The sequence below is a fragment of the Nocardia sp. CY41 genome (assembly GCF_009829325.1).
Lineage (GTDB): Bacteria > Actinomycetota > Actinomycetes > Mycobacteriales > Mycobacteriaceae > Nocardia.
On sequence record NZ_VUOS01000028.1, the window covers coordinates 1 to 13,718 of the forward strand.

Below are 13,718 nucleotides of genomic sequence, written 5' to 3' on the forward strand. Positions count from 1 at the left end.
GGTGCCCGGACCGGCAGTAGCGGTTCGATCACTGTCCACAACTCGTCGTCCACGATCCACGGGGCCGCCACGACGAAACATACTGCACCGCAACGAGAATCACCGCCACTCTACAGAACCTGTTAGGAGCTCTAAGGGGCTCTGGCTCACTTCTGGTGGCTGAGCGTGGTCGCCTGACGGCACGATGCCTGGGTGGGTGAGGCGGATGTTGCTGTCGGGCTGGTGTTCTCGGGTTTGTCGGTGCTGGTGATCGAGGAGGGCTGGAGGCTCGTAGTGCGGGCCCGGACAGCGCCCGGTCCGGCGGTGTGCTCACGCTGCGGTGAGGAGTCGGAGAAAGTCCACAGCTACCACCACCGGACCGTCGCCGACCTGCCCGCCGACGGTCGCCTGGTGATCGTCCGAGTACGGGTTTGACGACTGGTTTGCCCGACATCGCAGTGCTGCAGGACTTTCCGTGAACAGGTTCCCGGGCTGCTCGGACGCTACCAACGGCGAATGACCCGACTGACCGGCCAGGTGCGGCAATCGTGAAGGAACTGGCCGGTCGGGCTGCGGTTGGTTGTGATCATCGAATCCTCTGTCGGTGAGTTGGTTTCGGGGTGCGGATACGGGTGATTGTGTCCGCGGGGTCTGACATGCGTGTCGCTGCGCGTGGTGCGCGCCGGGGGTGTGGCGGGGCGTGGCGGGTGGTGGGTGGAGTCGTAGTGGTTGTCCGGCTCCGGCGCGGCGCTACCCGGTTGCCCCGTCCCTACGACGACTACGACAGGCTCTTCCCCGACCGAGGCGTCTCCCGTCGCTGAGGACGAATGCCACGCGTCCGGTGTTGTGTCGTTGAGTGGGCTGCGGATCCAGCGCTGGTGGGTCCGGGGCTGACGGTGGTGTCCCTGATCATCCCGACGGTCAGAGACCACGCCAGGATTCGGTCAGCCGGCCGGTGCGCAGTGCGCGGATCCGCTTGTCGTATTCACTGCGGACGTGCGCGGAGTGGCGGAGTGATCGACGTTCTGCGACAACCAGCTGACCATCTTCACCTGCTGGATCGCTTGCAGGACCGACCATCCGGACCAGGTGACGTCGTAGCCGTAGCTACCCGCGAACGCGGCGTAGTCGCGTTCGGAGAGCATTCCCATCGACGCTTCGGCCGCGGTCTTGGCCAGATCGCACTCCGTCGGCCCGAACGCGAACGCCTCGAGATCGATCAGCACCTCCTGGCCGTCGTCGGTGATCATGACGTTCTTCACGTGGATGTCGGAGTATGGGGGCCTCTGGCTGCTGGGCCCGCCGCTGCGTCGGCGATCGGCCCGAGACCGTCTCCTACATGTGCAAGGCTCGGATGATCGACTCGCGGCTCGAGAGCAACGCACGTCCGACCTCTCGGCAGTTCCTGGCGAATCGGCCGCAGGTATGCCGTCCAATCGACGCGGGTATCGCCGGGTCGCCCAGGTCGGTAGCGCCGCAGGTCATCGACACGACATCGACCATGCCTTCAGTTCGCCAGCAGCCGCATCGCCAGTTGTGGCACAATGCATTTCGTGTATCGGTTGGTTAACGGCAACTCTGCGGCAACGGTGATGTCGCAGGTCGACGCGACCGTTTCCTGGGTTGGTCAGCGCGTACGGGCTACTGCCCAGCGGATGCGAACAGATGTCCCATCCTGTCAGCGTCCCGGATCGGGCGTCCGCGGCTTCGCAATCCTTCCTCTGTGTTCTTGCGATTTCTCGGGAGCCGGTCTCGGCGTGGTGCGCGAGGTTTTTTGCTGGGTATCGGAGCGAAACCTCATGTGAAGGTCTGGTGCAGTGGGCTTTTGAGAGGTGATCGTCCGACTCGTTTGTTCCGGGCCCCGGTTGCGTCTGCGTGGCCGTGCGATGACCGCTGGCTCCGGTGCGCTGTAGTTCACGCGATGGCCTCGGGCATGCCCAGCGGTGGATGAGTAGCCGTTGGGATCGGAAGTGAGTAGGAGGCGGTTATGGGTACACATGGGTCGAGGGAACGCACCTCGCTGACGGAGATTCTCCGGCACGGCGACCCGCAATTTCACCAGCAGCTGCAGAAGATCCTGACCAAGCCTGACTTCCGCGTCACCGAGGACATGAGCCAGGTGCAGCGGCGGCAGAAAGCGTATGACCAGCTGGTAGACTTGATCAACGAGATCGGTGCCCGCAATGTCGCCACCGATCTTCCAAAGTTGTTTGCGGTGTTCGACCAGTCCGCAGTACTCACGCCGGACCTGATCCCGCTTATCTCCGGCCACTACAATCTGTCCTCGGGCAGCCTGGCCACCTTGACCGACCCCGACTCCGCCAAGGAGTACCTCGAGGACCTGGATGACGGCACCAGCATCGGGGTCATGCTGCTGACCGAGTATGGGTGCGGCTCCAACATCGGCTTCATGCAGACCACCGCGACCTGGGATGGCGAGGGGTTCGTACTCAACACCCCGGAACCGCTTGCGCGTAAATTCATGCCCAGCCTCGGTATCTCGGTTCCCCGGGTCTGCGTCATCGGTGCGCGGCTCATCGACGCGGAGGGCGTCGATCAGGGTGTGCACCTGTTCGCCGCGAGGCTGCGCGACACCAACGGCGATCCGGCTCCCGGCGTGACGATTACCCAGCTCGGCCGCCAGCAGCTGGTCGTCATGGACAATGCGGTCATCAGCTTCGACAACCTCCGGGTCGAGCGCAGTGCCTGGCTGAGCAACGACCTGGCGACCATCGACACCAACGGGGTGCTGACCTGGTCCGACGAGAACAGCCGGAAGCGGGCATTCTCCTCGGCGATCAGCCAACTCACCGTCGGCCGCCTAGCTCTCTCATCGTGTCTGACCGCCACCGCCCGAGCCTCGCTCTACATCGCGCTTCGCTACGCCTTAAATCGGCGCGTGCCGTTGACGTCAGACGCCAAACCGTTTATGGTCGACATCCCGCACGTGAAAGACACCCTACTCACCGAACTGGCCGGCACCGTCGCCCGGACCATCTACGGTAATGCGGTCAAGACTTTCCTCGCAGGCGCTGATCTCACCAAGCGCGGCACCGTCGTGGCGGTCATGGCGGCCAAGTACTTCATCCAAGAGCATGCCTTGGCCACGGTCACCGACTGTCGCCTGAAAATGGCTGCGCAAGGAATGTTCAGCGACAACCGGGTCGCCGACTACATCGGCATATGCCATGCCGCCATCACCGGCGAGGGTGATACGAAAGTGCTGGGTAGCGTGAGCGGGCGCGTACTAGCCAAAGAACTCGGCGGCACACCGCCACCGGAACCGACGCTGCATGATCCCACCGACCCCACAGACCGCGCGCGGTTGCTCCGCGCGCGCACGCTGATGATCGCGCAAGAAGCGCAACCACTGCTGAGCGACCCAGCGCTGGAAGCTCGACTGGATGTCATTCCGGACTCACTCGAACTCGCCGAGGCATATTGCGCCGAACAAGCCCTGCAGCTGATCGACGAGCTCGCCGAATTCCATCCCGAGATCGCGGCCGTACGTGACGTCTTCGCTCTGGATCAGATCAACCAGCATGTTTCGTGGTATCTCACCCACGGTCTACTCGACATCGCTGCTGTCAAGGCCGTGAAGCAGCACGGCCGCGGAGGGCTGCTTCCCCGGGCGATCGACCACCTCGGCGTCCACCTGCCTGCACTGTTGGACGCCTTCGACTTCGACGACGAGGTCCTCGGCGCACCGGTACTTTCCGACGATTTACCTACCGCGTGGGACTCCCGCTTGCGCGACCAACACGATCACTGACACTTCACGGCAACTCCAGGCTCGGGCGCCCGGCAGGGTGCCCGAGCCTGTGCCGTAGCGGAACTCATAGGCCTCTGCTGTTGGGGCCTCAGCCAGGGCAAGCGCCGCCGACACGGGGACTTGGTCAAGCGAAGCATGTTGGCAGGCAACGACATTAGCGAGCCGTCGGCCTTCGCCTTGGGTAGTATGCTGCCGCAACCGAAACCAAGGAGACTACGTGTATCCGCAGTACACGCATCTGGGTGCTACCGCGACCGACCCGATGTCACCCATCGAGAGCATTGGTCCTAGAATCCCGATTCACAGTCCAGAATTCGCGGCGGATCCACACGGATACTACCGCCTGATGCGTAGAGACTACGGGCCGCTGGTGCCGGTCGAGATGTGGCCAGGAGTCCCCGCAACCCTGGTCATCGGTTACCGCACCGCCGTGCGGATTCTCAACGACGACGACCACTTTCCAGCCGATCCAAGCGCGTGGCAGAGAACCGCACCCGGCGACATCCCGATCATGCCGATGATCGAGGCTCGCCCCAACGCCATTCGCACCAGCGGTGAAAGACACGCGCGCTACCGCGCTGCACTGACCGACGCCCTGGACGGGATCGACCTGAACTCCCTGCGCGCCATGGTCGAGAGATCCGCCATCCCGATCATCAACACCTTCTGCGAGACCGGGAACGCCGAACTGTTGAGCCAGTACGTCCAACCGCTGGTCTTCTCAGTCTTCTGCCAGGTCCTCGGCTGTCCACCGGACATCGGTCAGCGGGTCGCGCAAGCCAGCGCCGCGATGTTCGACGGCGTGAATACCGAAACAGTGAACGCGATCATGGGTCAAGCGCTGCTCGACCTCACCGCGCTCAAACGCGACTACCCCGACGACGACGTCGTCACCAGGCTGGTGCAGCATCCCGCCCGGCTGAACGACGAGGAGATGGTGCATCAGCTGGTCCTGCTGTTCGCAGCCGGTGTCGAACCCCCACTGAACCTCATCTCCAACACCCTGCTGTTGATGCTCACCGACACCCGCTTCGGTGACAGCCTGCACATGCCGACCAGGACCGCGCTTCACGAGAGGCTGGCCACCGACCCGCCAATGGCGAACTACTGCATCACCTACCCGCGCCAGCCAATCCTGATCGAGGACGTATGGTTGCCAGCGAATCAGCCGGTCATCATCAGTATGGCCGCCTGCAATACCGATCCAGCGATGAACACCGGCGAATTCCTCGACAACGGGTGGAATCTAGCGTTCAGCACCGGCCCGCACGCCTGCCCTGCTCACGCTCGGCCCTACGGACTTCTGCTCGCGCAGGAAGTCATCGATCAACTCCTGGATACCCTCCCCGAGCTGAGGCTAGCAGTCGCCAAGAAGGCTCTTGTATGGCGCCCAGGCCCATTCCACCGAGCACTGGGAGCATTGCCGGTCGTGTTCCCGCCCTCTTCGCCGTTCCGTTTCTGAGGATGTATCTCGGTGGCACGGTTGATCGGAGGCCAGGGCCCGAGGCTGGGATCGCATGAGGTGTCGTTCACCTGCAACAGTATTACGGGTTCAGCCGCATGCCGTTCGGCCGGGACCTGGCGCTGTCGATGCTGCACCGCCACCCCGGCACAGCGAAGCCGTCGCCGGCATCTGCTGGTGCGTCGACCAGCGCGCGATCGGGGTGATCACCGGTGAGGTCGGCGCCGGCAAGACCGTCGCGGTCCGCGCCGCGACCACCGCCCTGGACCCGTCCCGGCACATTGTCATCTATCTGCCGAACCGACTATCGGGGTCCGCGGTTACGCAGCTCGGCAAGCACGGTCATCCAGAACCGTGCTCCCTGGCCCTCAGTGTTGCCCAGCCACAGCCCGAGCACGTGTTTGCACCCGTCCAGGTCGACGCCGACGGCCAGGTAGACGGGCCGGTTGACCACGGCGCCGTCGCGGACCTTGAGCCACAGGGCGTCGATATAGACGATGGTTCGCATGCCCCGATATGCACCCAACAAGCTGCCGACTGCGGTGAAGAAGCGGTACTTCGAGTTGATCCGGCAAGGGCTGAAGGGGGCTGCCGCGGCACGGATCGTCGGTGTGTCAACCAGCTGCGGATCGCTATGGTTCCTCGATGCTGGCGGGATGCTCGTGCCCGACCCCGGCCCATTTCGCCCCGCTTGCTCACCCAGGACGACCGGATCGCCATTGCCGACGGCCTCCAGGCCAAACTGTCGATCAACGACATCGCCGCCTCGATCGGCAAGAGCTTCCAGACTGTCTACCGGGAGGTCGAACGCAACAGCAAACCCGACGGTCGATACCAGCCGTGGTGGGCGCACAACCAGGCACTACTGCGCCGCAAACGGCCGAAAAGTAATAAGATTCGCGACAAAAACGCACTGCGAAAGATCGTTTACGACAAGCTCGGTGAGGACTGGTCACCTCAGGAGATCTCCCGGTATCTGGCCCGCACCTTCGCCGCCGCGACCGCCATGCGTGTCTGTCCCGAGACGATCTACCGCGGGTTGTTCGCCGGCTTGCTCGGACGCAAGAAGGGCAAGCTGCGTACCGGCCGCACCCGGCGCAAGAAGCAACGTCGCGGGGTCGCACACCCGAACTGGATCAAGAACATGCGGCTCATCCACCAGCGGCCGGTGGAGGTCAACGAGCGTCGCGCACCGGGCCACTGGGAGGGGAATCTGATCATCGGCGGCGGACAGGGCGGGGCGGACTCGCTGAAGGTGGTGGACGAGATCTGCGGCGGGAGGCGGCCGGAGATGTCCTCGAGCATGGTGGCGGCCTCTTTCATCAGGGTCACGGCCTCATCCCTTTGCAGAGAAGACGGACGGAAATTCCATTGAGGCGCCTCGACCACAAGCCCCACGCCGCCGTGTCGGACCGCATACTGGGTGCTCTGCGCACCGTAACTGGCTCTGCGGGGGGTGGGGGAGTGTCGGGAAGTGAGGGTCTGAGGAAGACGCCTGGTCCGATCGAAGGGAAGCCCACCAGGTCGGTGACGTGTTCGGAGATCGGGAGCCCGTGTCTCTCGGCGGCGGTGTGGAACATATCGGGGATGCGCGGGACAACAGCGGCGGCCGTCCGGTCCTCGCCGAGAGTCAGGGTCAGATGGGCGTGATCCAGGTCGCAGTTGTGCCGGGACACCATCAAGGAGGGGCGGAGTTCGTCGATGACACTCATCTGGGCGCGGGTTTCCGGTAGGGGTTCGTCGAACCAGGAGGTGGGGAAGGTCCAGTCGGGTTGTTCGCGCATACCGGCGAGGTGGATACCGAGATGGAATTCGGCCATGTCGACGGGTCCCTCGGTGGCCGGCCAGGGCGCGTTGAGTACCGAGCTGTCGGGATCGGAACTGACGATGATGTGGTAGGAGGTATCCGCGCGTAGTTGCGGATTTGCCAGGACGTGCTCGGCCAGCGTGTAGGCGCTGGCACGGCCAATGGGTTCCATGGGGTGCGGGTCGATGATGAGCAGAACATTGTGCGGGTTCGGACTGTCGCCGTGGATGGTCAGCATGTCCATCGGACGGTCCGCGCGCGTGCGCCCGATCTCACGCCAGTCGGCCAGGTCGGGGTGACGGTCGGCCAGATCCTGCAGAGACCGGCGCAGATCATCGTAGATGGGTGGCCGCGATCCGACCGATTCGTCGATCAGCGCGGCAGTATCGGGATGCCACGAATCACCGGACACCTCGGACACGGTCTCGGAGGACTCGGACACGGTCCCGGCGGACCTTTCGGGACCGCCCTCACCCGCCCCCGGTTCGGACGGACCGGCGGTATCGGGACCGGGCCTGGACACCGCGTCGGTGGACACACGCACCGGCGGTATCGGACCGGCACCGTCACCTCCGAGACCGGGCCCCGACCCGGCAGCGGCGCGGCTGCCCGCAGCCGCCATACCCATCGCCAAACCATTGACCAGCGACGGCAGGGTCATGGAGAACTGCCCGGTGACCACACCCACGGCCGCCGAACCACCCAACACCCCACCCATACCACCACCAACCTGGGCCAGAACATGCCGCAACCGCTGCGACACCGAACGCAACCGAGAGTGCACCGCCCCCGCGACCAGTTCACCACCCACCCCACCAGCGGCACCCTCGATACCCATCAACAGCACAGACTCCACATCCCACCCGCCGCGGTGCCCCTGCACGATCTGCACCCCCTGCGCCAGAGCATCCACCCCTGACGGCACGGCCGCATACATCCCCGCCCGCATCGCCACACCCCTCGTACCGCCCGCGGCCAGCCGCGACACCAAACCCGCCAACATCGACAAGAACCGGGCTCGACCACCGGCCAACACCGCCTGCCCGGCCGTCACCCCCGCCGGACCACCCGCCGCCAACGCCACGATCTGATAGGTGACCATCAACCCGAAAACAGCCATCTCCCATTGGGTTTTCTCCAAATCCGCTGTAGCGGTCTCCAACTCCTGCGCCAATGCCACAGCCATACGTTCCTGCTCGACCGAGGCCGCCTCCAACCGGCGAGCCGCCGCCACCGCCTCCTGCCCGGCGCTACCCACCATCACCGCCGGGAATCGGGCGATCACCGACGCCGCATACTCACGCACCCGCTCGATATCCCGCCCCGCCTGCCGATACCCCCGAGCCTGCTCCCGCATAGCCTCCACATCCGCGGTAGGAAACTCGTCACCGAACACCGCATACTGCACCGGAACAGGAATCGCGGCCAACGATTCGACAAGCTCGGGCATCATTGCTACCAGCAGCCCCTTCTCACCGACCACACAACACACCCTGAAGCTCCCCGGGTTTTGTGCCGCACCGGGTTATCTGTCTCCAGCCAGTTGCCGGGAGCAGTTGGCATAGTAGTCGGCTCCATACTCATAGAATGCGGCTTGTCTTGGCGCACCGCCACTTCCGTGCCGGGGTGGCTCGGGAAACCATCTGCCGTAGCGCGGAAGACGCTCGGATGGGCGCGGTGAGGATGCTGCCAATCGCCCCTGCCCGTAGATGCCCTCACCGATCACCGCGGCATAGAATCACTTATAGCCCAATCCCGCCAACCGAATCGGGTTTACCGCCGGATTTACGCCGGATGCTCCTTAGACCGTGCCTCACGTCGCTGATTTTGCTTTCGTGAGTTTCTTGTAGCCGGTCAGCGCTGCGGCGAGGGTGAGGACGCCCAGGAAGTAGGTGGCCTTGCGGTCGTAGCGGATGTTGAGCCGGTGGTAGCCGGTCAGCCAGGAGATCGTTCCCACCTATGGGGTTCGAGGCGGTCGCTGGATCGATGCCGTTGCGGGCGATCCGGACGCCGATTCCCCGGGTCTCGAACCCACTGGCGCAGTTCGGTGTGGTCGTATGCCATGTCGGCGTGCAGCTTGGCCGGTCGGCGGCTGCATGGCCCGCGCCACGACCGCACCGTTGGGATGGCTGCCACCAGTGGCCGCAGCGCTTCGGCGCCGTTGTGTCGGCAGCCGAGATCGCCACGGTCAGAGGAATTCCTACACGGTCGACAGCACGTGGATCTTCGATCCGGACTTGCCTCGATCGACCGGGCTCGGCTCGGTCACGGCGCCCCCCTTTTTTTCGCTCGCACCGATGCCGCGTCGATCACCGCCCGCCACCAATTGATGAAGCCTTCGCTGCCCAGTTCGTCGAGGACAGTGCGATGTAGTCGCCGCCACAGGCCCGCTTCGGTCCAGACGGTGAACCGGCGATGTGCTGTCGGAACGGTGACCCCGAACGACGGCGGCAGCATCCGCCACGCACAACCGCTGGTCAGCACGAACACCACCGCGGGGAACACCGCCCGCTCATCAACCGGCGCGGTCCCACCGCCTTGGGCGCGGGGCTCGAACCTCGGCAACAAAGGCTTGACCAGCGCCCACAACCCGTCCGGCACCAGGCGCTGCGACAAAACATCGACCACAACCAGAGACATCATGCAACACAACCGATTACGACACATAACGACACATCACGAACCAACGACGACGTGAGGCGGCGTCTTATTCTCCATTATCACCGAAACCGTACTGGTTTACTACATATCTCGCGTGAGCGATTGAGCTGAAATGTATGACGTGACCGGTGAAGGATGATCCGGTTTAGTATTGATTCCAAAACTGTTGTGAAACAGCAATATACGCTGCCCCGGAGTTTCGTGTCGCGGTGGTCAGGTGGGGCGGCGGGATCGCGGCGGTCGATATCCGGGATGAGGGACGCCGAGTATGTATCGCCGGTTCGTCGTGGTGCGTCGCGAGGTGCTCGCTCGGGCCTCTCAGCAGGTAGTGACCGGCTCGGAGCCCAGAGAAGCGGGACGGGGGCGGTGGCGTCGGATGTGATCGTCGTCCGTTGCGCTACCACACCCTTCTGTTGCTTGCATTTACTAACATTATATTGGCTCTTGACATATTCGAAATCAATGGCAGCCTATTCGGGAATCCCGGGAACGGGACTCTTGATCACCGGAAAATGAAAATCCGGACAGCGTATCTGTCTGTTCATATCTGTCCGTTCGAAAGGAAAGCTCATGATGGTGCGCCCCATTCATAAATTGGCCGCCGCCGGTCTCCTGGCGACCGCCACCGCGCTCGGCTCGGCTGCCACCCCGGCCGCGGCCGCCGATCCCCCGGCCATCACGGGCAAGGGGAAGTTCACCTTCCAGGAACCTGGTCTCGAGGGGCACCAGATCACTTTCGGTGCGCAGGCCGGCGCCACCGCCGTCGACGGCAGCTTCGGCGACTTCTCGTTCAAGCACGTCCTGCCCAGCGGGGAGGTGGTCGGCGAAGGCGTCGCCGACATCACCTGCGCGCAGGTCAGCAACGGTGTGGCGCTGCTCACCGCCGTCGTCCCCGAGGGGCAGACACCGGTGCGTAACCACGCGTTCTACGTCAAGATCATCGACGGGCAACCCGACCAGGTCGCCTCCGTCCAGGCCCAGGGCGGGGACGAACCGCCGCCCCGTGACTGCATGGACTTCGAGGTCCTCATGCCCGGAGCCGCCCAGCGATACCCGCTCGACGCCGGAAATTTCGTCCTCAACAACACCTAGACGACACAGCAGGGCTCGGGCCGGCCGGACCAGGATCGAGAAAACTCCCGGTAAGCGGTTTCGCTCTCACCGGGCACGATGTGGGCGACCCTCACTCCGCGGATTATCCGTGGAGTGAGGGTCGCCGTAGTAGGGGTGCCGTCAAGAATCGTGTCACCAGGTACAGGTATATGAAGACCGGTGCACGAGGTCGGCCAGTTGCTCGGAGGCCGGGCGAACACAGAACACGACGCCGAACGTCCGGAAGCCGCCGCGGTGTTCGGCTTCGTGCCAGGCACCCTGGGTGTCAGAACCTTCATGTACCTGGTGACACGATTCTTAACGGCACCCCAAATCCAGTATCACACTGCTGAACGGCCGCGGTGGTAACCGGGTCGGTCGTCCGGGTCCCGAGACGAGGTGCGGTGGTCTTCGCTGCACCGGTCACTTCGTCGTCGGCTGTCGCCGGATCCGCGTGGATCGCGGTGCGAGTCCGGTGGGATCGCGCGAATCCGTCTCCGTATCCGGCAGCGCAGAGCTTGATCACCCGTCTCCGGGTGACCACGCAGCGCCGTGCCGGAGAGGTCGAGGAACGCGGGTCACCGCAACCCGGTGGCGTCTCCGCTGGGCGACTCGCACGATGTCGCGAACTCCGCCGCGTTGAAGTCAGCACGGTTCCCGCCGATCAGCCGGCACGGTGTCGGCACGCGGCGCTCGGACCGGTGGCGCCGAGGGAGACTTCGCGAGACCGGTGAACGCGCTTACGAGTTCTCCGGTCTGCGCCGTTCCGGACGGCCCGAATCGCGCTCGCGGTAGCGCACATTGGGCTGGGGATGCGGCGGCGTATCGCGGCGGCGGTTCGCGCCGCGCGGTGGTTCGCCCTCGGGACGCGGCATGGCCGCTGTCGGCCGCGCGGCGCCCCGCGCGGGAGCCCGTCCTTCCCGCGGACGAGAGGGCGCGACGCGCGGCGGGGTGTCGGCGACCTGCGCGGCGGGTCGGCGAGCCGGGCGCGCAGCGGGCTCGTTCAGGTCGTCCGGCTCCGGTTCGTCCGGCTCGTCCTTCGGACGGCGGCCTTTGCGGCGGGCCGAGTCGGGGGCGCCGGGGGACGAACGGCCGGGCCTGCTCTTCTTCGCCGGCGACTTGCCCCAGCTGTCGCCGCGGCGCGACGCCCGCGGCCGGTCGGTCTCCTCTTCACGGCGGTGCAGATAGATCCGGGCGCCACCGATCAGCAGGACGACGGCCGTGGCGAGCACCATGGTCGGGAACCGGTTCACCAGCGGGATCGCCAGGTTGAGCAGGATGTCCTTCAGCGACGTCGTGCCGCGGCCGGTGAGCTGCTGATAGGCCAGCGGCACGGCGACGAAGAGCAGCAGTGGTGGCAGCACCATCGTGCTGAACAAGCCGCGGTAGCGGACGGCGGCGACGGCCACCACACAGCCGAGGACATACAGGGCGGCGAACGTGCCGGTCAGCTCGGCACCGCCGCCGACGGCATCGATCAAGAATCCCAGGAACGTGCAGGCAACCGCGATCGAGATCGCCGCGCCGACCGGGATCCCCGGCACCGACGGCAGGATCGAGCGTTGCGGCGCGGGCACCCGGGATCGCACACGTTCGGAAGCAGCCACGACATGCACACTAGTTGCCGCCGTTCGCGGCGGCGTGGCGGCACGGCCATAGTCCTGATTACTCGCCCGCGTCGGCGAAGCCCACCGGGCGGGGCCGGGAATCCACCCGCCCGATCTCGGGCACTTCCTGCTCGGCTATCTCCAGATCGTGCAACTTGCGCGCGGTGACCAGCACCCGCGACTCCACCGAGGCCACGGTGTAGTTGAAAGCCTCCACCGCCCTGCCGAGTTGCACGCCCAACCGGTCCAGGTGCGTGCCCGTCGTCCCCAGCCGTTGATACAGCTCACGGCCCAGCCGCTGCACGGTGGCCATGTCCCTGGACAGTGCCTCCTGCCGCCAGCCGAAGGCGATGGTGCGCAGCAACGCGACGAGGGTGGTCGGAGTAGCGAGGATCACATTGCGGCCGAACGCGTACTCCAGCAACTCCGAGTCGGTGGTCACGGCGGCGTCCAGGAACGGGTCGCCGGGTACGAACAGCACGACGAACTCCGGTGCGGGATCGAAGGCGGCCCAGTACGCCTTGTCGGACAGCTGGTCGACATGCGCGCGCAGGTGTTTGGCGTGCCGGGTGAGCAGCTCGGCCCGCACGTCGGGGTCGTCGGTGTCGCAGGCGTCCAGGTAGGCGGCGAACGGAACCTTCGCGTCCACCACGATGTGCCGTCCGCCCGCCAGCCGCACCACCAGATCAGGCCGGACCGTCCGCTCGTCCGCGCCGCGGCCGGTGCGGCTCACCTGGGTCCGGAAATCGCAGTGCCTGGTCATCCCGGCCAGTTCGACCACCCGCTCCAGCTGGATCTCGCCCCACCGGCCTCGTACCTGCGGCGCGCGCAGCGCCGCGACCAGCCGCCCGGTCTGCCCGGTGAGCTGCTGGGAGGTGCGCTGCATGCTCGCGACCTGTTCGCGCAAGCCGGAATACGCGGTGAGCCGCTGCCGCTCCACCTGCTGGATCTGCTCGTTCAGCGCACCGACGGCCGCGCGCAGCGGTTCCACCATCGCGCCGACGGCATGCGAATGCCTGCGCGCGGCATCCTCGTTCGCCACGGTGAGCGACTGCCGCAGCAGCCGTTCGTTGCCCGCGGCCGCCGCCAGCCGCGCCTCTGCCACCGCGGCGCGCTGTCCGGCCCGCGCCGCGTGGCCCAGCCAGCCCAGGCCGGAACCGGCGGCGAACACCAGCAGCAGTGCGGCGAGCATCGGTGCGGTCATAGCGCAGATAGTGCCGTACGTCACCGACAAGAACGAGCACCGAGCAACTGTCCGGCATCGCGTCGTCCACCGGCCCTGCCAGCGGATCTCCGTCTGTGTCACATACGTGTCCGGCTGCTGGCATCCGGACCTTC

At 65.5% G+C, this 13,718-nt stretch carries 9 protein-coding genes and 4 pseudogenes; 6 read left to right on the top strand and 7 right to left on the bottom strand.

Translation table 11 applies throughout. The features are described from left to right. Positions 1-192 precede the first annotated feature (192 nt). Positions 193-551, top strand: a pseudogene (locus GVY64_RS28800) (transposase family protein); the annotation flags it as partial. A gap of 372 nt (positions 552-923) precedes the next feature. On the opposite strand, the gene GVY64_RS38095 reads toward GVY64_RS28800, so the two are convergent. Continuing rightward, positions 924-1,241, bottom strand: a complete 318-nt coding sequence (locus GVY64_RS38095; protein ID WP_236567313.1) for a phosphotransferase family protein — start codon at positions 1,239-1,241, stop codon at positions 924-926. Between the two features lie 725 nt (positions 1,242-1,966). On the opposite strand from GVY64_RS38095, the gene GVY64_RS28810 reads away from it, so the two are divergent. From GVY64_RS28810 to GVY64_RS28820, 3 genes and pseudogenes are all read left to right on the top strand, one after another. Next, the gene (locus GVY64_RS28810) at positions 1,967-3,751 is read left to right on the top strand and encodes an acyl-CoA dehydrogenase family protein (RefSeq protein ID WP_159848170.1); all 1,785 of its coding nucleotides are present in this window, start codon (positions 1,967-1,969) and stop codon (positions 3,749-3,751) included. 262 nt (positions 3,752-4,013) lie between these two features. Then, a complete protein-coding gene (locus tag GVY64_RS28815; protein WP_201298209.1) occupies positions 4,014-5,213 on the top strand; it encodes a cytochrome P450 in 1,200 nt (399 codons plus the stop codon). 98 nt (positions 5,214-5,311) lie between these two features. Next, a pseudogene (locus GVY64_RS28820) lies at positions 5,312-5,538 on the top strand (AAA family ATPase); the annotation flags it as partial. Here the strand turns inward: GVY64_RS28820 and GVY64_RS28825 are convergent. Beyond that, positions 5,527-5,712 (bottom strand): annotated as a pseudogene (locus GVY64_RS28825) (transposase); the annotation flags it as partial. The pseudogenes GVY64_RS28820 and GVY64_RS28825 overlap by 12 nt on opposite strands. 135 nt (positions 5,713-5,847) lie before the next feature. Here GVY64_RS28825 and GVY64_RS28830 point away from each other — a divergent pair. Then, positions 5,848-6,588: an IS30 family transposase gene (locus GVY64_RS28830; RefSeq protein ID WP_201298210.1), complete on the top strand. Its 741-nt coding sequence runs from the start codon at positions 5,848-5,850 to the stop codon at positions 6,586-6,588. On the opposite strand, the gene GVY64_RS28835 is transcribed toward GVY64_RS28830, so the two are convergent. The 3 genes and pseudogenes from GVY64_RS28835 to GVY64_RS38100 all read right to left on the bottom strand — a co-directional run. Next, positions 6,542-8,503 (bottom strand): M14 family zinc carboxypeptidase, encoded by a 1,962-nt coding sequence (locus GVY64_RS28835; RefSeq protein WP_159848176.1) that lies wholly within the window; start codon positions 8,501-8,503, stop codon positions 6,542-6,544. The genes GVY64_RS28830 and GVY64_RS28835 overlap by 47 nt on opposite strands. Before the next feature lie 330 nt (positions 8,504-8,833). Then, complete coding sequence (locus tag GVY64_RS37365; protein ID WP_201298202.1) at positions 8,834-8,977, bottom strand: hypothetical protein; 144 nt, start codon at positions 8,975-8,977, stop codon at positions 8,834-8,836. Beyond that, positions 8,971-9,648 (bottom strand): annotated as a pseudogene (locus GVY64_RS38100) (IS5 family transposase); the annotation flags it as partial. The pseudogene GVY64_RS38100 and the gene GVY64_RS37365, both read right to left, overlap by 7 nt. Before the next feature lie 603 nt (positions 9,649-10,251). On the opposite strand from GVY64_RS38100, the gene GVY64_RS28845 reads away from it, so the two are divergent. Beyond that, the gene (locus GVY64_RS28845; RefSeq protein WP_159848179.1) at positions 10,252-10,773 is read left to right on the top strand and encodes a hypothetical protein; all 522 of its coding nucleotides are present in this window, start codon (positions 10,252-10,254) and stop codon (positions 10,771-10,773) included. 740 nt (positions 10,774-11,513) lie between these two features. Here GVY64_RS28845 and GVY64_RS28850 read toward each other — a convergent pair. Together GVY64_RS28850 and GVY64_RS28855 are read right to left on the bottom strand one after the other, a co-directional pair. Then, entirely contained in the window at positions 11,514-12,380 is an 867-nt protein-coding gene (locus GVY64_RS28850; RefSeq protein WP_201298204.1) for a DUF6542 domain-containing protein, read from the bottom strand. Between the two features lie 58 nt (positions 12,381-12,438). After that, a complete protein-coding gene (locus GVY64_RS28855) occupies positions 12,439-13,584 on the bottom strand; it encodes a DNA recombination protein RmuC (RefSeq protein ID WP_159848182.1) in 1,146 nt (381 codons plus the stop codon). Between the last annotated feature and the right edge of the window lie 134 nt (positions 13,585-13,718).